This is a genomic window from Rheinheimera sp., from assembly GCF_030690345.1.
Lineage (GTDB): Bacteria > Pseudomonadota > Gammaproteobacteria > Enterobacterales > Alteromonadaceae > Alishewanella.
On record NZ_JAUYGV010000001.1, the window covers coordinates 454,706 to 475,708 of the forward strand.

The window sequence follows — 21,003 nt, forward strand, 5'->3', positions numbered from 1 at the left end:
CGGTTTACTTTCTCGTTAATTTCGTCAGTGCCTGCTCCAGGCTTGGGTCCAGCGGCGCTTCTATCCGCATCGTGGTTTCTGTCATCGGATGGATAAAACTCAGAATTTTGGCATGCAAAAATAAGCGATTTAAGCCAATTTGCTGCATCTGTGCGGTAAAAGCATTATCGCCATATTTATCATCACAAGCGATGGGATGTCCGGTACAGGCCGTGTGCACCCGAATTTGATGGGTGCGGCCGGTTACCGGAAAGGCTTCAACTAAGGTACCTTGCTGATAGCGCTGTAAAATACGAAAACGGGTTTCTGACGGCTTGCCTTCCCTCTCGTCAACCCGCACTACCCGCTCGCCGGACTGCAGCGTATTCTTTTTCAACGGCTCGGTCACTTTACGTACCTTGTTGTCCCAATCACCGGCCACCAGTGCCCAGTATTTTTTCTCAACGGTTTTATTACGCAATTGCTCATGCAAGTGAGTTAACACTGAGCGCTTTTTCGCAATCAGCAAACAACCTGAGGTATCACGGTCAAGCCGGTGCACCAGTTCCAGATGTTTCGCCAATGGCCGCAGCGCCCGTAGCGCTTCAATTACACCAAACTGCAAGCCACTGCCGCCATGCACCGCCATACCGGACGGTTTATTAAGTACAATCAGGTCGTTATCTTCAAATAAAATATGTTGTTCGAGGTTTTTAACCATCGACAATTTTACTGACACCGGCTCGCCTTCAGCGGCAACGGTTAATGGCGGAATGCGCACCACATCATCCTGCTGCAGTTTGTATTCAGGTTTGATGCGCTTTTTGTTCACTCGCACCTCTCCTTTTCGCAAAACCCGATAAATAACACTTTTTGGTACGCCTTTGAGCCGTGCCAGTAAAAAATTGTCTATGCGCTGACCAATAAAATCAGGTTCTATTTCAATTAATTGCACAGGTAACTTGATTTCATCGGTCATGGGTTTTGAATACTCTGCTAATATTAGATTTCAGTTGCTATCGGCTGCACATTAGTGGGATAATCCCCCCGCTAATTATGCCAAAAACTGGCAATTAGGGCGCTCAAAGTGACGTAAGAGAATTTGTGCGGCTGCGCTTGGGGGACTGATCATACCGAAATCGTGGTGAAAACCAACGTTTTTTATACCCCCGACGTAAACCAAACGCCATTTGCCTGAGATAATGTTGCGTAATCTGTTATCAACAACGGCAAAACACGGGTTCCGGTCAACCAGAGCATAAAAGATATTGCTATAACGCAGCGCCTTATGGCGGTGTGTTTCAGATCCAAAAACGAAAACAGCATAAACTGCGAAGCCATCACAAAAGCCTTAGCAGTGACAATTTGGTTTCTTCAGACATTCCAGTCGTGAGACTGCACCCATTAGTGTTTGATAACGTCTGAACACGCAGGTGCCCACCGGGCTGCGTTGTGGCTGCATAAATGCGAGTCACTAACGATGAAAAGAATGTTAATTAACGCCACGCAGGAAGAAGAAATCCGCGTTGCACTGGTCGATGGCCAGAAACTGTACGACCTTGATATAGAAAGCCCCGGCCATGAGCAAAAAAAGGCCAATATTTACAAAGGTAAAATCACCCGCGTTGAGCCCAGCTTAGAAGCGGCATTTGTTGACTACGGCGCTGATCGCCATGGTTTTTTGCCGCTGAAAGAAATTTCCCGCGATTACTTCCCTGCCGGTTACAGCTTCGATGGTCGTCCGAACATTAAAGAAGTGGTGAAAGAAGGTCAGGAAGTTATTATCCAAATCGATAAAGAAGAACGCGGCCAAAAAGGCGCAGCGTTAACTACCTTTATCAGCCTTGCCGGTTCTTATTTAGTACTGATGCCGAACAACCCGCGCGCCGGTGGTATTTCCCGTCGTATAGAAGGTGACGAGCGTCAGGAATTAAAAGACTCCTTAGGCCAGTTAGAAATGCCGGACGGCATGGGTTTAATCGTGCGCACTGCCGGTGTGGGTAAATCTTATGAAGAACTGGATTACGACTTAAAAGCGCTGTTAAAGCACTGGTCTGCCATTACCGAAGAAGCGCAAAAGCGTCCGTCGCCGTTTTTAATCCATCAGGAAAGCAATGTGGTATTTCGCGCTATTCGCGACTATCTGCGCCGCGATGTTGGTGAAATCCTGATCGACAACCCGCGTATTTTCGAAGAAGCTAAAGTATATATTCAGCAGTTCCGCCCTGACTTTGCCCACCGCGTTAAGCTGTATCAGGGCGAAGTGCCGCTGTTTATGCACTTTCAGATTGAAACCCAAATTGAATCAGCGTTTCGCCGCGAAGTCCGCCTGCCGTCAGGCGGCTCTATCGTTATCGACAGCACTGAAGCCTTAACCGCCATTGATATCAACTCCTCTAAAGCCACCAAAGGCGGCGATATTGAAGAAACGGCGTTTAACACCAACTTAGAAGCGGCCGATGAAATTGCCCGTCAGTTACGTTTACGTGACTTAGGCGGTTTAATCGTGATCGACTTTATTGATATGACGCCGGTACGCCACCAGCGCGAAGTGGAAAACCGCTTAAAAGATGCGGTAAAACACGACCGCGCCCGCGTGCAAATTGGCCGTATTTCCCGTTTTGGCTTGCTGGAAATGTCCCGTCAGCGTCTGCGTCCGTCACTGGGCGAGTCAGCTACGCATGTGTGCCCGCGTTGTCATGGCCGCGGCACTATCCGCAGCACTGAGTCATCTGCGCTATCTATCCTGCGTTTAATTGAAGAAGAGTCAATTAAAGACAATACCAGTCAAATTCATGCTCAGGTGCCGGTGTCTGTTGCCACTTACCTGATGAACGAAAAGCGTGAATCAGTGCGCCGCATTGAAACCCGCCACGGTATCCGCGTATTTGTTATTCCTAACGAGCACCTGGAAACACCAAATCATGAAGTGATCCGTATTCGGATTGACGAAGAAATTGACGATGTCAGCTACAACATGGTGAAAGCACCTGAAGCCACCACCACCTTGTATCAACCGGCATCTGATGCAGTTAAAGAAAAACCGGCTATTTCTGCAATTAATATCGCCGACAGCACAGCAGCACGCCCTGCCCCGAAAGCGGCAGCAGAAATAGCAACTACACCGCAAAGCGGTGGTTTACTTAAAGCCATCAGCAGCTGGTTTGGTAAAGTATTTGCCCCGGCAGAAAGCCAACCGGAAGTTAAACCGGCAGCGAAAACCGCTGAGCGCACTAACCAGCGTAGCGGTAACCGCGATGGCAGTCGTGACAATAATCGTGACGCCAGCCGCGAAAATGGCCGTGATGCAAACCGCGACAACAACCGTCGCCGTAATAAACCGCGTCGTCGTAATGAAGGCGAAGACAGAGCTGTAACAACAGCGGTAAAAGACGATGCAGTGCAAAACAAAGCTGAACGTCAACAACGTCCGCCGCAGGAAGCACGCGCTCCAAGACCGCAACAGGAAGCCAGAAAGCCGCAGGATAAACCTGTTGCAGCACCTGTGGTAAAAGAGCACGACGATGAAGACAGCGCACCGCAACGTATTGCAGAGCGTCGTCAACGTCGTAATATCCGCAAGTCAGTGCGGATGGATAAAGCTGAGGGCGCTAATGCAGCTCCGATAACAGCGCCTGTTGTTAGCGCAACCGCAGTGGAAACCGCCGTTGCTGCGCAAGCAACCGCAGCGGTAGAGCCCGTTACAGTAAAAGAAATGCCGGCTAATCCGGTAGTTGAAACTACCGCTAACGACACTGCCGCTGTAGCTGCTGCGTCAACCGAAAGCACTGCAACAGTTGACACTACGGTTGATGCAACGACAGATGACCTTGTTGCAGCAAAAGATGATGCCACGACTGAAGAAGCGCCAGAGCCTCGTAGCCGTAACCGTCGTTCGCCGCGTCATTTACGTGCTGCCGGCCAGAAGCGTAAAAAAGATCAGGAACAAACTGAAGCTGCAGCAGATGTGCAGGATACTGCCACAGCTGCAGAAGCAGCCGGCAATGCCGTTGCTCAGCCTGCCGACGCTGACAGCGCAACCCCTGTGGTAGCGACAGACAGCACGCCTGAGACCCCGGTTGTAACAACAGAAACTGTTGAAGTTGAAGCAGCAGCGGCAGATAAGCCAAAACCACGCAGCCGTCGCAAACCGGCCGCGAAAAAAGCGGCTCAAGCCGAAGCTGAGGTTGCAGTAAGCGCTGACGTAACAGCTGAACCGACTACTGTAGCAGAGAAAGCAGTTGTTGAAAAAGCAGCGCCTGCGGCAGTTGATGTTGCCCCTGCAGTTACAGCTAACGCCGTTGAGATCAAAGTTGAAGCTGTTGCTGACGTGGCCGTTAAAGCCGAACCGGCAGCTGTTAAAGCTGCTACGCCAAAGCCTGCAGCTAAACCTGCCGGTGGCCGTTATGCGCAAATGGTGGTCGCTACCATGACTAAGCCGGATGCAGTAGACAGCAACGAGGCTACAAGCCCTGCGCCTGAAGCTGCCCCTACCGCAACAGCACGGCCAAGCGTTGCCAGCTCAGAGCGTCCTGCTGGTTCAGCCTTTGCCCGTCAGGCAGTAACGGCACCGATGACCAAGCCTAAAGCAGATGAATAATCTGCTTTACTAAGCGCTAAACACAAAAAAGCCAGACATTGTCTGGCTTTTTTTATTGGGTAATATTAATTAAAAATCACCTTTGTTTAATCAGAAATCATATTTGGCACTGAACTGAATACGGTTCATATCGCCATCTGCACCAGCTTCGATTTCACGGTTAGCCAATTTATACTCCACACCTACCATCAGCTTTTTCGTGGCCTGGTACAACAGGTTGGCACTGTAGCTCTGGGTGGTTTTGGTTGCGCCTGTGCCGGTTAACGCTGTGTCATTATCGGCCATCAGGGTTGAGTACAGGAAGGTAGAACGCCACTGATCATTCCACAGATGACGATAAGCCACTGAGAACGCTGTTACATCAATAGCTTCCAGGTTGCCGTCAGCATCCAACACAGCACCGTTCACGGTGTTTAAGCCAACATAACGGCCAAGGCCTTTACCGGTATTCAGCGTAATACGCAGGTCATCTTTGTTGGCAAAATCAATTTTAGTGCTGACCGATAAACCGTAAGAGGTCACTTCGTCATCAAAGGTACCGTCGTCAATGGCAATTTGGCGCAATAAACCGGCTACTTTCACAACACCCCAATCCGTTTTCAGATTGTAGCTGGCGGTGAAATCCGGCGTAGCATTGTCGTCTGTGGTAATACGGCCGCCACCACCAAATGGGGTAACGGTACTTTCCGGGTTTTCAATGGCAAAAGCAAAGTTGCCTTGGGTATAACGCACCTGGGCCTGACGGATAAACACCGCAGCGTCGGGGTTACCAACGAAATCCAGGGTGTCCGGCAGTGAGGCCAGGTCCATAAAGTTGGACCAGGTTTGACCCAGGGTCCAGTTTTTGTACTTGATAAAGGCATGACGCAATACCGGGCTGTAGCCGTTGGTAGTGCGCTCGTCGTTACCGTTATTACTGGTCATAAAATCGAACTCAAGGTGACCGGTAATTTTATTGCCGTCTTCCAACTCGGTGGCAGTAGAGAAAAAGAAGCGTGACTGGCGGGCGTGCATATCAAATCTGGTAGTGCTGTCGCCCCCGATCGGGGTTAACGACGGTACATAAAAATCCCGGCCCAATGATGCTATTTCACCATCAGAGTCACTTACCATGGCATCCAGTTTTACATAGCCACCAAAGGTTACATTAGTACCGCCGATATCGAAACCCGCAGCTTGCACACCACCGGCGCCAAGCGCGATGCAGGCAGCGAGATAAGATACAGTTGTTATTTTTTTCATTTGCCGTCTCTCCGTGTTTTTTCTTTTAATGGTAAATTTTCGTTTCAACTTTGGTTTACTAACGCTGTTACTGCAATTAGCCTTTAGTCGCAGATTAAACGTGCTAAACCTCACAGTAAACAACAGTATATTCAGCCATGATGTCAATGCCGTGGCAGCCACGCCTGACTTTAGCTAGACTAATGTCTAATTTCAAACCGTACACGGCTTCTATAGAAAGAGTCTTAGAAAATTAAAGCAGTCTCACAGGGGAAGTTATGTCACATCCATCAGTTTATCCGGTACCCGCCAACGCAGCCAAACGCTCGCTGCTCACTAACGAACAGTACATGCAGATGTATCAGCAGTCTGTCAGCTCTCCTGATACCTTTTGGGCAGAGCATGCAAAGCGGTTACACTGGCTTACTCCCTTTACCAAAGTAAAAAATACCAGCTTTGACAGCGGCAAGCTGAATATTAACTGGTTTAGCGATGGCATTCTGAACGCCAGCTATAACTGCCTCGACCGCCACCTGCCACAACGTGCTGATCAGGTAGCCTATTTTTGGGAAGGTGACTCGCCCGATGTGCAAAAGTCGGTAACCTATGCCGAATTGCATCAGCAAGTTTGCCGGCTGGCCAATGGCATGAAACAGCTGGGAGTGGGCAAAGGTGACCGCGTCACTATTTACTTACCGATGATCCCCGAAGCTACCGTAGCACTGCTGGCCTGTGCCCGCATTGGCGCGGTGCATTCAGTGGTGTTTGCCGGCTTTTCACCCGACGCACTGGGTAGCCGCATTGTAGATTGCGACTCCAAGCTGGTGATCACGGCCGACCAGGCGCTGCGCGGCAGCCGCGTGACGAACTTAAAAGACAACACCGATATGGCGTTAGGACATTTGGGTGACGCCTCACCGGTGCAAAACGTTATCGTGGTAAAACATGTCGGTAAAAATATTGATATGCAGGCCGGTAAAGACGGCCGTGATGTGTGGTACCACGACTTATTAAGCCGCCAAAGCACCTACTGCCCTGCCGAGCCAATGAACGCTGAAGACCCGCTGTTTATCCTGTATACCTCCGGCTCTACCGGCAAACCCAAAGGCGTGCTGCACACCACCGGGGGTTATATGGTATGGGCGTCGATGACGCATCAATACGTATTTGATTACCATGAAGGCGATGTGTACTGGTGTGCCGCAGATATCGGCTGGGTAACCGGCCATACTTATATTGTCTATGGGCCTTTGGCTAACGGCGCCACCAGCGTGTTATTTGAAGGTGTGCCGAATTACCCCAGCGTAAAGCGCATGGCACAAATTGTCGATAAGTATAAAGTGAATATCCTTTATACCGCTCCTACCGCGATACGCGCCCTGATGGCACACGGCGATGCACCGGTAGAAGGCGCCAGCCTGGCATCACTGCAAACCCTCGGCAGTGTAGGTGAGCCGATTAACCCTGAAGCCTGGAACTGGTACCACGAGAAATTCGGCAAGGGTAACTGCCCTATCGTCGATACCTGGTGGCAAACCGAAACCGGCGGCATTTTAATTACACCACTGCCCGGTTGTACCGAACTGAAACCAGGTTCAGCCACCCGGCCTTTCTTCGGCGTACAGCCGGCGATTGTCGATAATGAAGGCAAAGAGTTAAGCGGTGAATGCGAAGGTAACCTGGTGATTAAAGACAGCTGGCCCGGACAAATGCGCAGCATTTATGGTGACCATGACCGTTTTGAACAAACCTATTTCAGCACTTACCCGGGCTTGTATTTTACCGGCGATGGCGCCAAACGTGATGCCGATGGCTATTACTGGTTAACCGGCCGTGTCGATGACGTATTAAATATCTCCGGTCACCGTTTAGGCACAGCAGAGATTGAAAGCTGCCTGGTGGCGCACGATGCCGTAGCAGAAGCTGCTGTAGTCGGTTACCCGCACGATATTAAGGGCCAGGGCATTTATGTGTATGTTACGCCGCGTGTTGGCATTGAACCCAGCGCCGAATTAACCAAGGCCCTGCGTGATTGGGTGCGCGAAGAGATTTCGCCTATCGCCGCGCCGGATCTGATCCAGTGGGCGCCGACTGGTTTGCCGAAAACCCGCTCCGGCAAAATTATGCGGCGTATTTTGCGTAAAATTGCTGCCAATGAGCATGATCAACTGGGCGATATTTCTACCCTGGCAGATCCGTCAGTGGTTGAAACCCTGGTAAACAACCGTTTAAACCGGAAATAAGCCATAGCACCAGTGCGCGCTTGACACAGTGGCGTGCTCACCTCAGTATAAAGGCCGCAAATGCGGCCTTTTTTATACAAATGACATAATAATTATAATTCCTGTCGCCGGAGGACAAGATGGCAAAACTGATCGTCGCAGACGACCACCCGCTGTTTCGCAACGCGCTGATAAATGCTATCAGCAGCACTTTTGCCACTAAAGCAACCATAGAAACCGACAGCTTTGACAGCACCTGCGCGGCGCTGGAACAACACCCCGACACAGACTTACTGCTGCTGGATTTACATATGCCTGGTAACTGCGGTTTTCTCGGCTTAATCCAACTGCGTAAATCCTTTCCGTCATTACCGATAGTGGTGATCTCCGCCAGTGAAGAGCTGGATGTGATCCGCCGCGTTATGGCTTTTGGTGCCTCCGCTTACGTGCCTAAATCAGCTAATCCGGCAGATATCAGCGCAGCATTGAACGCCGTACTGGCTGGTGAGCTCTGGGTGCCGGCGGCAATTAAAAAGCAGGTGCTGGAACACCGCAGTGATAAAGCAGAAGAAGACTTAGACTTAGCCGCAAAAGTGGCGCAGCTGACACAACAGCAATATAAAGTGCTGTATTACCTGACCGAAGGCTGGCTGAACAAGCAAATTGCTTACGACTTACATATTTCTGAAGCCACAGTAAAAGCGCATATTACCGCTATTTTCCGCAAACTTGGCGTAACCAACCGCACCCAGGTAGTGATCCAGGCGCAGCGCTTAACGCTGGAGCCACCGGTAAATAAGGCGATGGCACAACACTGAAGAAGCAGCGCAACCCACAGTTAATGTGCTGCGCGCTTTAACATTTTTAAGTGGTTTAAGCTGGCACGCAGTGCCGCCGGTTTTATCGGCTTGGCCAGAAACATCAGGCCATGCTGTTTGGCTTTCATCGCCAGCCCGGCTTCAGGCGAGGCTGATACCAAAATGCCGTTTACATTACCCCAAACCAATTTGATTTTTTCATACAGCTGCAAGCCATTCAGGTGCTGACCCAGCTGATAGTCAATTAACAAGGCATCCGGTGCGCCATGCAAACGTGCATAGTCCAGCAGACTTTCTTCATCAAAAAAGCTCTTAACGTCATCAATTTGCCATTGCTGCAACAACACCGTTAATGCGGCCAGATTAGCCGCATCATCATCGACACACACTACCGACAACCCCTGCACCGGCCTTTGCTGAATATTGCCCGGCAACGGCAACTCCGGCCTTAACTCTGCCTGGCTCAGCGGCAGCACTAAACTGAACATACTGCCTTTACCGGGTGTGGATACCACTTTAAGCGGATGGCCGAGTAACTTTGCCATCCGGTTGACCACTCCCAAGCCTAACCCTACCCCCTGCTCGCCTTTCGCGGTGGCATCAATACGGTAAAAATCTTCAAAAATACGCTGTAAATCACCGTCTGTAATACCGGGACCTGTGTCCCACACCTGGATCAACAGCTGCGAACCGCGCTTGCGACAACCCAGCACTATGCGACCTGTTTTCGTGTATTTAATCGCATTAGACAGCAAGTTTTGCAAAATTCGCCGCAAATAGGTCGGATCGGTTTGCACCTGATAGTCCGCAGCCCTTACGCTCAGCTGTAAGCCTTTTTGTTTGGCCAGCAAACTGAATTCGTCTGACAATTGCGCCAGCAACTCTTTTATCGCCACATTTTGCACATCCGGCGTTAACTTGCCATCGTCCAGCTTGGCGATTTCCAGCAAAGTAGAGATCAGCTCTTCCGACGCTTTCAGCGAATTGTCCAACTGGCCGATAATATGCTGTTGTTGCTGTGTATCTTTAATACCGGCCAGCGCCGCGGTAAATAACCGCGCTGCATTGAGCGGCTGTAAAATGTCATGGCTGGCCAGCGCCAGAAAGCGTGTTTTCGAGGCGTTAGCGGCTTCTGCTTCGGCCTTGGCCTGTAGCAGCTGCTGCTCAGTTTCGCGCCGGCGCCGCACCTCGCCTAACAGCTCGTGATTTATCTCAGAGATGGTTTGGGTGCGCTCCTGCACGCGGTCTTCCAAATGTTGCTTGGCTTCTGCCAGCGCTTGCACCGCTTTAACATGGTCCGATATATCGGTAAAACTGGTAACAAAACCACCGCCCGGAATAGGATTACCGCGCATTTCTATCACACGGCCGTCCGGCCTTACCCGCTGAAACACATGCGCCGTGCCTTTTTGCATATGTGAAATACGCTTTTCGACGTGCTCGTCGGCACTGCCCGGGCCACACAAGCCGCGCTCGGCGTTAAAGCGCACTATATCGGCTACCGGCCGGCCTACCCGCACCATAGCTTCGGGGTAAGAAAACATTTCCAGATACGCTTTGTTCCACGCCACCAACTTTAACTCGCGGTCGACCACACTGACGCCCTGGCTTAAATGCTCCAGGGTAGAGAACAGGATTTTACGCGAAAACTGAATAGCCTGGGTGGTGTCGTCAAACAGGGTTACCACATCTTCAAAACCCAGTTGCCGCCCTTCCAGTACAGCATTCACCATCGCCGCTGCCGAAGAGGCGCCAATTACCCCGGCCAGTTCACGCTCTACGTGCTCCACCAGGCCAACACTGGGTAAATCATCCAACTGCAACGATTCTTGTTGGCGCCTGGCGTACTCTTGTAAACACTCCGCCGCGCGGCCGTTACCGACAAAACGCTCCAACAGAATTTTTAAATCGGTGTTACGGATGCGGATACGCCGTGCCGGGGTGTCCTGATGATTAACCGGCAAATTGGGCTTAACAAAGGCCACAGCCTGCAGCCGGTCCTGTAGATTAACCTGAGTCAACAAAGAGGCCAACACATAGAACAGCAGATTAAAACCCAGCGAAAACAACACGCCGTGGCTTAAGCTATCCAGCTCAACACCGAATAAGGCGGTAGGCACCAGCCAGGACCAGCCGAATAAACCGGTTTGCATAATGTTACTGTCAATGGCGCCGGTACTGACCAACTGCGGCAACATCAGCGTATAAAACCACAACACAAAGCCGACCGTTAAGCCAAGGTAAACACCGTTGGCATTGCCGCGGCGCCAGTACAGGCCACCGATCACTGCCGGCGCCAGCTGGATCACCAGCGCAAAGGCCAACAAACCGGTTTCGGCCAGCTCGTAGTTGCGGGCAAACACACGGTAATACAAATAAGACAGCAACATCACTAATATTACCATGCTGCGACGCACCAGCAGGATCAACAAACTATAGTCGTGGCCGAGGCCACGTTTTTTGCTGTGGCGCAACAAGCCCGGCATAATGACGTCGTTGCTGATCATCGTCGACAACGCCAGGGTGGCAATAATGATCATCGAGGTTGCCGCAGAGAAGCCGCCGATAAACACCAGTACGCTTAAGGTATGCCAACCGGATTGGGCCGGAATTAACAGTACAAAGCTGTCGGCCGAACTGAGCGCCTGCGGAAATAACTGCATACCGCCAATGGCGATAGGAATAACCACTATGGTGACCAGAAATAAGTACAGTGAAAACCAGCGTCTGGCGTGGCGTAAATGATGATGTGAGACATTTTCAACAAAGGCGACATGAAACTGGCGCGGCAGTAAAAACACCGCCGCCATCGCTAAAATGGTTTTGGTAATAAACTCCACCACGCCGTAACTGCTGCTGGTTTGTTGTTGCGCCATGGCATGATCGGCAAAACGCAGAAAAATACTGCGCTCGTCACTGAGCACAAACACATAAACCGCCAGCGCCAACATTAACAAGGCAAACAACTTCACCACGGATTCAAAGGCAATAGCCACCATCACACCACGGCTTTGCTCGGTCAGGTGCAGCTTGCGGGTACCAAATAAAATAGCGAAAAATGCCATTGCCAACGCGCTTAAAAAGGCACTGTCCTGCCACCAGTTGGCGGTGTCGTCATTAAAATCACCGCCGAGTAATACCTGATAAGAGCTGGATACGGCCTTTAATTGCAGCGCAATATAAGGCACCACCACCACCAGGCACACCAGCGAGGCAATCAGGGCGATATTTTTGCGTTTGCCGTAACGGGCAGAGATAAAGTCGGCCACCGAGGTGACATTTTGCTTTTTGGCAACATAGAGTAGTTTAAACAAGAACGGCTGGGCAAAAATAAACAGCAACACAGGGCCGAGGTAAATCGGAATATAGTCCCAACCGCGGGTAACAGCAGTACCTACAGCGCCGTAATAAGTCCACGAAGTGCAGTACACCGCTAACGCCAGACTGTAGATCAGGCCCCCATACTTTCGTATTAGTTTATCATCCGCATGACGCTCGCCCCAGTTGGCAATAAGAAACAAACCACCAACATATAGCAACGCCAACAAAGCAACGATCCAAGCGGCCACTGCACTCTCCTGTTATTTTTCTTGTTTTACTTTTGGCTCAGGCCGCGTTGCAAGTCAATGCCCCGCGCTACAGCTTCGACTAAAGTCGGGCTTTCACTTGTGTTAACTACTGCTAGATTAACTTTGCGAGATAAAAATAACAAAGGAAAGGAGTGTAATTATTATGACAGAGCACGATCGCAACGCGGCGGCTTATTGGTCAGCGAACCTTCGCCTGATCATTGGCAGCCTCATCGTCTGGGCTCTGGTGTCTTACGGTTTCGGGATCTTATTGCGTCCCATGCTGGCAGGCATCAGTGTAGGCGGTACCGACCTTGGCTTCTGGTTTGCACAACAGGGGTCTATTTTAACCTTTATCGTCTTAATCTTCTTCTATGCCTGGAGAATGAATAAGCTTGATAAAGAATTTGGCCTGCACGAGGAGTAAGCCCGTCATGAGTCAATTTGCCATTAATCTTATTTTTGTTGGCGGCTCCTTCGCGCTCTATATCGCTATCGCGATTTGGGCCCGGGCCGGGTCAACCAAAGAGTTTTACGTAGCCGGTGGTGGTGTACACCCGGTAATGAACGGTATGGCCACTGCGGCCGACTGGATGTCTGCTGCATCTTTTATCTCTATGGCGGGCTTAATTGCCGCCGGTGGTTATGCCAATTCAACCTACCTGATGGGCTGGACCGGTGGTTATGTACTGCTGGCCATGCTGTTAGCCCCCTATCTGCGTAAGTTCGGTAAGTTTACCGTGCCGGAATTTATCGGTGACCGTTTTTACAGTAAAAACGCCCGCTTTGTAGCGGTGGCCTGTTTAATCATTGCTTCGGTAACTTACGTTATCGGCCAGATGACCGGCGCTGGTGTAGCGTTTTCGCGCTTCCTGGAAGTGGAAAGTGATACCGGTCTGATTATCGCCGGCGTTATCGTGTTCCTGTACGCGGTAATGGGCGGTATGAAAGGTATTACCTATACCCAGGTAGCACAGTACGTGGTACTGATTATCGCTTATACCATCCCTGCGGTATTTATCTCGCTGCAGTTAACCGGTAACTTCTTACCACCGCTGGGCTTGTTCTCTGATCACGTTGAATCCGGCATTCCGTTGCTACAGAAACTGGATATGGTGGTGCGGGATCTGGGCTTTGTTGATTACACCGCTGACGTTTCCAATAAACTGAATATGGTGTTATTCACTCTGTCACTGATGATTGGTACCGCCGGCTTACCGCACGTTATTATTCGTTTTTTCACCGTACCTAAGGTATCGGATGCCCGCTGGTCTGCCGGTTGGGCGCTGGTGTTTATTGCGCTGCTGTATTTAACCGCACCGGCTGTAGCCTCTATGGCACGGTTAAACCTGTTAACCACAATTTACCCTGCCGGCCCGACTGCTGATGCAATTGAATATGCTGAACGTCCGGACTGGATTAAAAACTGGGAATTAACGGGCTTAATTAAGTTTGACGATAAAAACGCCGATGGCCGTATTCAACTGTATAACGACACTGCCGCCTTTAAAGCAACGGCTGACGCACGGGGTTGGAACGGTAACGAGCTGACAGTAAATAACGATATTCTGGTACTGGCAAACCCTGAGATTGCCAACTTACCAGGCTGGGTTATCGGCTTAATTGCCGCCGGTGGTTTGGCAGCAGCCTTATCTACTGCGGCGGGCTTGTTGTTGGCGATATCGTCGGCTATCAGCCATGACTTAATCAAGGGCTCGATTAATCCGGGTATCAGTGAGAAGGGTGAACTGCTGGCAGCACGGATTTCGATGGCAGTGGCCATAGTGGTGGCGACCTGGCTGGGGATGAATCCGCCCGGTTTCGCCGCCCAGGTTGTTGCGTTGGCATTTGGTATTGCCGCAGCGTCTATCTTCCCGGCGCTGATGATGGGTATATTCTCCAAACGGGTGAACAGCAAAGGTGCAATCGCCGGTATGCTGGCAGGTTTACTGTCAACGGTAATTTATATCTTTCTGTTCCTGGGTTGGTTCTTTATCCCGGGTACAGCAACCTTGGCTAACACGCCGGATAACTGGTTATTTGGTATCTCCCCGCTGTCGTTCGGTGCTATTGGTGCAATGATTAACTTTATTGTTGCCTTTGCCGTATCCTCAGCAACAGAAGCGCCACCGTTACATATCCAACAACTGGTAGAAAGTGTGCGTTACCCTAAAGGTGCCGGTGCAGCCACTGATCACTAAGCATCTGATTTACCTTACTTCAGCTACTGTAGTAAGGTAGCTATAACAATACGGGCTTTCATGGTGAAGGCCCGTCTTTTTCAGGAAAGACATTATGCTGTGGGAATTGATTGCAACGGTATTCGCCGGTTTAGGTGCGGCAGGCATTGCATTACTGCTGCGCAAGCTCAGTAACAATATCGCCCCGCGCTGGTTAATCCCGGTATTTGCCGGTGCCGCTATGTTAGGTTTTCAAATCTACAGCGAATACACCTGGTTCGAGCATCAAACCAGCTTATTGCCGCAAGGCGTGGTAGTGGTGAAAGCCGTTGAGCAACAGGCAGTTTGGCGGCCATGGAGTTACCTGTATCCGCAAACGCTGCGCTTTATCGCGGCCGATATTGCCAATGCTTCTGCCAATACAGTTAATCCGCAGCTTAAATTAGTTGATCTGTATTTTTTTGAACGCCGGGCTCAGGCCAGACGTGTACCCCAGGTAGTCCATTGCGCGCAACATTCCCGCGCCAATTTTACCGACCAATTACTTATACCGCAGGGCAATGAAACGCTAAGCCCTGAGTGGCAACAACTTAGCCAAACTGATCCGCTGCTACTGGCACTGTGCCACAGCTGATAATGCAGCGTTAGCGGCCACTACCGCGCCCGGAGCAATAATGGAAATAGCAGATGTCAGTAATTTTCTCTGTGACACCACACCGTTCGATCAACTGAGCAGTGCTGCCGTTGCCGGTTTATCGGCCCATATCAAAGTGTATTATTACCAGACCGGGGATAGCGTTAATATTAACACTGAGCGTTTGCTGATTGTCCGCACCGGTATTTTTACGCTGTACAGTGATCAGCAGCAACTATTGACCAAACTGCAAAGCGGTGATTTTTATGGTTATCAGCAACTGCTTACCGGCTTAACGGACAATGATACCCTGCAGTGTGAAGAAGATGGCCTGGTGTATTGGCTCGAAGCCGACGCCTTTCACCAATGCCGTTATCAGTACAAAAATATTGATATTTTTTTTCAACGCCTGTTCAGCCGCCGGCTACACCAATACCGCGAGCAGCAACAAAGCTCGCGCTTTACGCTGAAAATCAGTGATGTGGTACAGCAGCGTAAAATTGCGGTACGGCCGGAGCAAACCGTACAGCAGGCGGCCAAATTAATGTCAGACCAGCGCGTATCATCCTTGCTGGTAGAAGAACACGACAAGCTGGTGGGCATTGTTACCGACCGCGATTTAAGAAGCCGTGTACTGGCACAAGCGTTACCGGCAAGTACTCAGGTGGGCCAGGTGATGACGCGGCAACCGCAGAGTATTGAGCGCCATGCCTATTTGTATGAAGCCGTACAACAAATGAGCCAGCACAATATTCACCATTTGCCGGTAATAGAACAAGGCATTTGCTGTGGCATGCTAACGGCGACCGACGTGATCCGCAGCCAGCAGGACCATCCGGTTTACCTGATTGGCGAAATCCACCGCCAGGCAACAGTTGACGGCTTGGAGCGCTGCAGCCAGCAGATAGCCAACCTTGCTGTTACGCTGAGTAAGCAGCAGGTACCGGCCCATGAAGCCGGCCATATTATTACCACCATTACCGACGCCCTGACCCAGCGCCTTATTTACCTGGCTCAGCAACAACTGGGCGAGCCCCCCTGCGTCTTCAGTTGGTTGGCTTTTGGCTCCCAGGCGCGGATGGACCAAAGCTTAAATGCCGATCAGGACAATGCACTGCTGCTGGAGAAAGAACCCAGCGGCGCAGTCGGTGATTATTTTGCGCAGTTAGCCGATTTTGTTTGCCAGGGCCTGGCACGCTGCGGCATTACCCTGTGCCCGGGCAATATTATGGCCAGTAATGCCGAGCTGCGCTTAAGCTTAAAAGGCTGGTCCGGCCGTTTTGCCCGCTGGATAGCCACCCCTACGCCGGATGCGCTGCTAAAAGCCAGCATCTTCTTCGACCTGCGGGTAATAGATGGCAGCAGAGGCCTGTTTAACGCCCTACAGGAAGATATTCTGCAGCGCACGGCTCAGGCGCCACTGTTTTTGTATCATCTGGCACAGGCTGCTCTGCAGCGCACAGCGCCGCTGGGCTTTTTTAAGAACTTTATTCTGGAACAAGACGGCAAACATAAAAAAGGCCTGGATTTGAAAAAGCGCGGTATCAGCCTGATCACAGATTTAGTCCGCGTTTATGCGCTGTCGGCCGGCATATATGAAGTGAATACCCGCCGGCGCCTGCAGCAACTGGCCGCACAAGGCGTGATAGACAGCAAAGACAGCCAGAATTTAAATGATGCCTTTGATTTGCTGGCGCAACTGCGCTGGGAAAAACACCAGCACGACTTACAACAAGGCCATGATGTGACCAATTTACTGGACCCGTCAGAAATATCCGGCCTGGCACGGCACCAAATGAAAGACAGCTTTGCCGTGATCAACAGCGCCCAGGCCAGTGTAAAACACCGTTTCTGCCGGGATCTTTAACTGTGCTCAGCTGGTTACGACGAAAAAATACCGCGCTGAGCGAGGTCGTTACTCACTTTGCCAAAGTTCCCTACCCGCCACCGGGCAGCCTGGTAGCACAGAGCAATTTTCTGGCATTGGATTTAGAGCTTACCGGGTTAAATCCGCGCAAAGATCATATTGTCAGCATTGGTTGGGTGCCGGTACGGGCGCGGGAAATTGTGCTGGCAGAGGCAAAACACTACCTGATCAGTAGTCCAGTCAGTGTCGGCCAAAGCGCGGTGTACCATGGCTTGCACGACCGGCAACTGCAAAATGCCCACGATATCGCTGAGGTATTAACCCAACTGCTAACGCAGTATGCCGGTTATGTGTTTGTTGCCCATCACAGCGCACTGGACGAGCAGTTTTTACGCGTGGCCTGCCAGCGCTGTTTTGGCAAGGCGCCGCGTTTTCGCTTTGTCGATACCATGAAAATTGAATGGCAACGCCTGCTGCGCCGCGGCAAGGTGGTAAAACATGATGCACTGAAGCTGGGCGCCTGCCTGGAGCGGCACGGCTTACCGGCGATGCCGGACCATCATGCCTTAGAAGATGCTTACAGCAGCGCCCTGCTGCTGCTAAGTGAATTAAAACCCGGCGGCGAGAATATGACGCTGGCCGACTTATATCTGTTATCGCGCTAAGCTGTTTTCGCGCTATGTTGCTGTTAAATGCCTGACAGCACTAACAGTGCTATAAACGCCCTACTTGCTTGCGGTTAATGGCAGTCACCTTGCCGCCGGTCAGCGTTAACGACACCAAATAATCGCCGCCCATATCGGCTTTTAGCCGGTAAGACCAGGTTTCCACTGTTTCGCCGCTTACCGGCTCACCGGTATCAACGCCTAAGGTTTCCACATCTTTAGATTCCGGTTGGCCGGCCAGTGCCAACACTTCAATACGCGGCATACCGCACTTTAGCAACTTGCCATCCGCTAAACGAAAGCCGCAGGCCTGCGCCGGTGCGGTAAACGCTAATAGCACTAACACGATAATACTGATAGATAATTTCATGGCTTACTCCCTGCAAAATGTTGTACAGAGTATAGTGACAACATCATCCTTAACACCAGATTAAAACCTTACATTTACAATAAAATTACACAGCGTTATAGCTGGTGGATTTCAGTCTGCCGCCAACATTTTTAACACCTTGCACGGGTTACCACCGGCCAGCACGCCTGAGGGCACATCTTTGGTTACCACACTGCCGGCGGCAATCACACTACCGGCGCCGATACTCACGCCGGGTAAAAGCACTGCACCACCGCCAATCCAAACATCGTCGGCAATGTTTATCGGTAAAGCCTGCTCCAGCAAAGTACGCCGCTTAACGGCATCCAGCGGATGATTCACGGTATAAATTTGTACCGCAGGGCCAAAAAATACGTTATTACCAATATTCACCGGCGCAACATCCAGCACCACGCAGTTAAAGTTAAAAAACACTTTGCTACCGCTGCGAATGTTATAGCCGTAATCGCAGTAAAACGGTGGTTCAGCATAAAAATGCTTACCGGTATTGGGCAACCACTGTTTTAACAGTTGCCGGCGCAGCGCCTCATCATCCGGCGCGCTGTGGTTAAATTGATGCTGTAACTTACGCGCCGCCAAACGCTCAGCGCTAAGCTGTTTATCCAGCGGGTTATACCAGTCTCCGGATAGCATTTTGTGTTTTTCTGGTGACATAAAACACCTGCGCAAAGGCAATTAAAAGCAAGAATACCCCAAGCTTTATCAATAAGTTTGCTTATTGACTGAGAGCTTCTGTTGCTGTGACTCAATAAAACCCGGTTTGTGTTGGGTTATTCCAGCCTCACGATGGTACGAACCTTCCTGGCGGCAGAGTGCATTAAGAGTTTGCTGTGATCCCGATTGCCACTGACCACCTTAAAATTGTTGGCATCATACTGATACCACAGGCTTTCAAGACCACTGACGAGGCTGGCTTTGGATATCAAGACATTATCTATGTTCTGATGGTCATTTTGTATCAGGACCAGCTCTCCCTTGTCCAGTGCAAAGCCTTTGATCTGATGTCCCGATGATTTCCACAATACTTCCGGCTGATTTGACGTGTTCAAGCGTACCACCTGTTGCCCATCAGTAAACATCAGTTTGTCGGTTTCATCCAGCGTCATGTACAGGCATTGTCTGGCAGAGATACTGCTATCCAGCACTTCAAATTTTCCGGAGTTGTAGTGGTACTTTGCCGGAATAAAATTATTCTTTTCAAAACGTGAAACCAGCAAAGCCGGTTCATGTGAATACCATCGCTGAATATAAAAAGGCGACTGCTTATGTATCTCTGTTCTTACGACGCCATTGTTGAGGTTGATAAAATACAAGGAATCCTTACTGGCGGTTACCACCTGTTTACCATCAGGTGACCATGCCATGCCAAATAACTCTTGTTCATCGGGGTTGCGGAAAATCAGCCGGCTTTCTCCTGTCAGTGAAGCGATAAACAGCTGTTGTTTGCCATTGCGATTGGATAAAAACAGAATTTGAGATTCGTCAGGAGAAAAAGACGGCAATATATCCACTGCTTTGCTGTCTATCAATAAGCGCTGCTGATCAAACGGGGGCTCGGAGTACAGGATATCCACATCCATTTCAACGCTTTGCATCAAAATTTGCTTACCGTCCGGGCTGTAAGTAGCATCTATAATCGGATTGAAATTGTTAAATTGAATTTCTTTCACATCACCCGAGCGGTTAATCAGCTTTAGCTTGTGATTATTGCTGGCAAGCAGGTGTTCTCCATTTGGGTGCCAACTAATACCGAGCACCCTATTTTCCAGGGTTGTCAGTAAACTGTCACTACCACTATGCAAGTCCAGTAAACGCACTTCATAACGATTCTGTTTTACACTCTTGGTATATGCAAGTGTTGCATTGTCAGGTGCCAAGGCAATATTCTGAATCATGTCCTTGCCTGAGGCCTCAGACAGGGTGCTAGTGCTACCTGTAGCTAAATCCAGTCGGACGATTTTAGATCTGTCCATTGAGGGTATCTCAATAAAGTACAGCTGATTTAGTTTCGACCACTGAAAACGGTGCCCGAGTACAGTCTGAAATGGTCTGGTTGTAATATGATTACTCGCCAATGCTTTCACTGTAATCGGATCAAAACTCAGGTATCCAATTTGATCCGCTTCCGGCCCTTTTTTAACATAGGCAATACTCTGACCATTAGGTGACCAGGTAATACCCGCATAGGTTATCTCAGTATCATTGGTTAGCCTGAACTCGGTGGCGTTGGAGAGTTGTCTCACCCAAACTTGATTGCCTTTTTGGTTTGGCAGGTCACGCAAGAACAACAGGTAATTGCCGCTTGGATCATATTGGGCTTCATATTCGTTGTGCATATTTGTGGTGACCGGATAGAGTCGGGAAAATTTGGTTTTTACAAGCGCAGGAGACAACCAGTAAACGGTTGGAATAATGAGACAAAGCATCAGAATAACGGCGTAGAGCTTGCGTCCCGATAGCGGGGTCTGTATGCCTTTTTCGGGGGCTTGCTTATGCTCCGTTTTGACTGTTGCTATAAGAGCGTAACCTCTTTTGGGGTAGGTCTTAATATACTTTGCCGCTGTGGCATCGTCACCAAACGCCTTGCGCAGCAGAGCAATAGCTCTTTGAATCATGCTTGAAGAATAGGTAACGCTGCCCCACACCTTTGTGAATATATCTTGCTGAGAGATAACGTCTCCCTGACGCGACGCAAGTGTATGCAAAACATCCATGACTTTAGGTTCCAGCGTAAGCGTTTTACCATTCATTGTGCTGATTTGTTTCCTGTCAAAATCAACACAAAAGTCACCAATCTGGCAATTTCTCACTAAGCCATTACCTCTAATTTTCTTTATTTATCAATTGCTAAGGTTTT

14 protein-coding genes are annotated in these 21,003 nt (G+C 50.1%); 8 read left to right on the plus strand and 6 right to left on the minus strand.

Annotated elements, in window-relative coordinates:
• Window positions 1-4: 4 nt before the first annotated feature.
• Window positions 5-958: a 23S rRNA pseudouridine(955/2504/2580) synthase RluC gene (gene rluC / locus Q8O77_RS02190; protein ID WP_305551199.1), complete on the minus strand. Its 954-nt coding sequence runs from the start codon at window positions 956-958 to the stop codon at window positions 5-7.
• 501 nt (window positions 959-1,459) lie between these two features.
• On the opposite strand from rluC, the gene rne reads away from it, so the two are divergent.
• Window positions 1,460-4,579, plus strand: a complete 3,120-nt coding sequence (gene rne / locus Q8O77_RS02195) for a ribonuclease E (protein WP_305551201.1) — start codon at window positions 1,460-1,462, stop codon at window positions 4,577-4,579.
• Window positions 4,580-4,669: 90 nt separating this feature from the next.
• Here rne and Q8O77_RS02200 read toward each other — a convergent pair whose 3' ends face one another.
• Window positions 4,670-5,821 carry a DcaP family trimeric outer membrane transporter gene (locus tag Q8O77_RS02200; RefSeq protein WP_305551203.1) on the minus strand — a complete coding sequence of 384 codons (1,152 nt, stop codon included), beginning with the start codon at window positions 5,819-5,821 and terminating at the stop codon, window positions 4,670-4,672.
• A gap of 257 nt (window positions 5,822-6,078) precedes the next feature.
• Here Q8O77_RS02200 and acs point away from each other — a divergent pair, with 257 nt between their 5' ends.
• Both acs and Q8O77_RS02210 read left to right on the plus strand, forming a co-directional pair.
• Window positions 6,079-8,043 (plus strand): acetate--CoA ligase, encoded by a 1,965-nt coding sequence (gene acs, locus Q8O77_RS02205; protein ID WP_305551205.1) that lies wholly within the window; start codon window positions 6,079-6,081, stop codon window positions 8,041-8,043.
• 119 nt (window positions 8,044-8,162) lie between these two features.
• On the plus strand, window positions 8,163-8,840 hold the full coding sequence (locus Q8O77_RS02210) for a response regulator transcription factor (protein ID WP_305551207.1): 678 nt from the start codon (window positions 8,163-8,165) through the stop codon (window positions 8,838-8,840).
• Between the two features lie 20 nt (window positions 8,841-8,860).
• On the opposite strand, the gene Q8O77_RS02215 is transcribed toward Q8O77_RS02210, so the two are convergent.
• Window positions 8,861-12,409, minus strand: coding sequence for a PAS-domain containing protein (locus Q8O77_RS02215; protein WP_305551209.1), 3,549 nt, complete (start codon window positions 12,407-12,409; stop codon window positions 8,861-8,863).
• Between the two features lie 163 nt (window positions 12,410-12,572).
• On the opposite strand from Q8O77_RS02215, the gene Q8O77_RS02220 reads away from it, so the two are divergent.
• The 5 genes from Q8O77_RS02220 to Q8O77_RS02240 all read left to right on the plus strand — a co-directional run bounded on the left by Q8O77_RS02220 (window position 12,573) and on the right by Q8O77_RS02240 (window position 17,755).
• Entirely contained in the window at window positions 12,573-12,836 is a 264-nt protein-coding gene (locus Q8O77_RS02220; protein WP_305551210.1) for a DUF4212 domain-containing protein, read from the plus strand.
• Window positions 12,837-12,843: 7 nt separating this feature from the next.
• Window positions 12,844-14,610 (plus strand): sodium:solute symporter family protein, encoded by a 1,767-nt coding sequence (locus Q8O77_RS02225; protein ID WP_305551212.1) that lies wholly within the window; start codon window positions 12,844-12,846, stop codon window positions 14,608-14,610.
• Window positions 14,611-14,704: 94 nt separating this feature from the next.
• Complete coding sequence (locus Q8O77_RS02230) at window positions 14,705-15,223, plus strand: hypothetical protein (RefSeq protein ID WP_305551214.1); 519 nt, start codon at window positions 14,705-14,707, stop codon at window positions 15,221-15,223.
• 40 nt (window positions 15,224-15,263) lie between these two features.
• On the plus strand, window positions 15,264-17,090 hold the full coding sequence (locus Q8O77_RS02235) for a DUF294 nucleotidyltransferase-like domain-containing protein (protein ID WP_305551216.1): 1,827 nt from the start codon (window positions 15,264-15,266) through the stop codon (window positions 17,088-17,090).
• Between the two features lie 2 nt (window positions 17,091-17,092).
• Window positions 17,093-17,755 (plus strand): exonuclease domain-containing protein, encoded by a 663-nt coding sequence (locus Q8O77_RS02240; protein WP_305551218.1) that lies wholly within the window; start codon window positions 17,093-17,095, stop codon window positions 17,753-17,755.
• A gap of 49 nt (window positions 17,756-17,804) precedes the next feature.
• Here the strand turns inward: Q8O77_RS02240 and Q8O77_RS02245 are convergent, their stop codons facing one another.
• From Q8O77_RS02245 to Q8O77_RS02255, 3 genes are all read right to left on the minus strand, one after another.
• Window positions 17,805-18,125: a hypothetical protein gene (locus tag Q8O77_RS02245; RefSeq protein ID WP_305551220.1), complete on the minus strand. Its 321-nt coding sequence runs from the start codon at window positions 18,123-18,125 to the stop codon at window positions 17,805-17,807.
• 111 nt (window positions 18,126-18,236) lie between these two features.
• Complete coding sequence (locus tag Q8O77_RS02250; RefSeq protein WP_305551222.1) at window positions 18,237-18,800, minus strand: sugar O-acetyltransferase; 564 nt, start codon at window positions 18,798-18,800, stop codon at window positions 18,237-18,239.
• Between the two features lie 116 nt (window positions 18,801-18,916).
• Window positions 18,917-20,896 (minus strand): winged helix-turn-helix domain-containing protein, encoded by a 1,980-nt coding sequence (locus tag Q8O77_RS02255; protein WP_305551224.1) that lies wholly within the window; start codon window positions 20,894-20,896, stop codon window positions 18,917-18,919.
• Window positions 20,897-21,003 lie beyond the last annotated feature (107 nt).

Coding starts and splice junctions, on each gene's coding strand:
- Q8O77_RS02250 (WP_305551222.1), bottom strand. CDS start 18,800: ATGTCACCAGAAAAACACAAAATGCTATCCGGAGACTGGTATAACCCG.
- Q8O77_RS02220 (WP_305551210.1), top strand. CDS start 12,573: ATGACAGAGCACGATCGCAACGCGGCGGCTTATTGGTCAGCGAACCTT.
- Q8O77_RS02255 (WP_305551224.1), bottom strand. CDS start 20,896: ATGAATGGTAAAACGCTTACGCTGGAACCTAAAGTCATGGATGTTTTG.
- acs (WP_305551205.1), top strand. CDS start 6,079: ATGTCACATCCATCAGTTTATCCGGTACCCGCCAACGCAGCCAAACGC.
- Q8O77_RS02200 (WP_305551203.1), bottom strand. CDS start 5,821: ATGAAAAAAATAACAACTGTATCTTATCTCGCTGCCTGCATCGCGCTT.
- Q8O77_RS02235 (WP_305551216.1), top strand. CDS start 15,264: ATGGAAATAGCAGATGTCAGTAATTTTCTCTGTGACACCACACCGTTC.
- Q8O77_RS02225 (WP_305551212.1), top strand. CDS start 12,844: ATGAGTCAATTTGCCATTAATCTTATTTTTGTTGGCGGCTCCTTCGCG.
- Q8O77_RS02210 (WP_305551207.1), top strand. CDS start 8,163: ATGGCAAAACTGATCGTCGCAGACGACCACCCGCTGTTTCGCAACGCG.
- rluC (WP_305551199.1), bottom strand. CDS start 958: ATGACCGATGAAATCAAGTTACCTGTGCAATTAATTGAAATAGAACCT.
- rne (WP_305551201.1), top strand. CDS start 1,460: ATGAAAAGAATGTTAATTAACGCCACGCAGGAAGAAGAAATCCGCGTT.
- Q8O77_RS02230 (WP_305551214.1), top strand. CDS start 14,705: ATGCTGTGGGAATTGATTGCAACGGTATTCGCCGGTTTAGGTGCGGCA.
- Q8O77_RS02245 (WP_305551220.1), bottom strand. CDS start 18,125: ATGAAATTATCTATCAGTATTATCGTGTTAGTGCTATTAGCGTTTACC.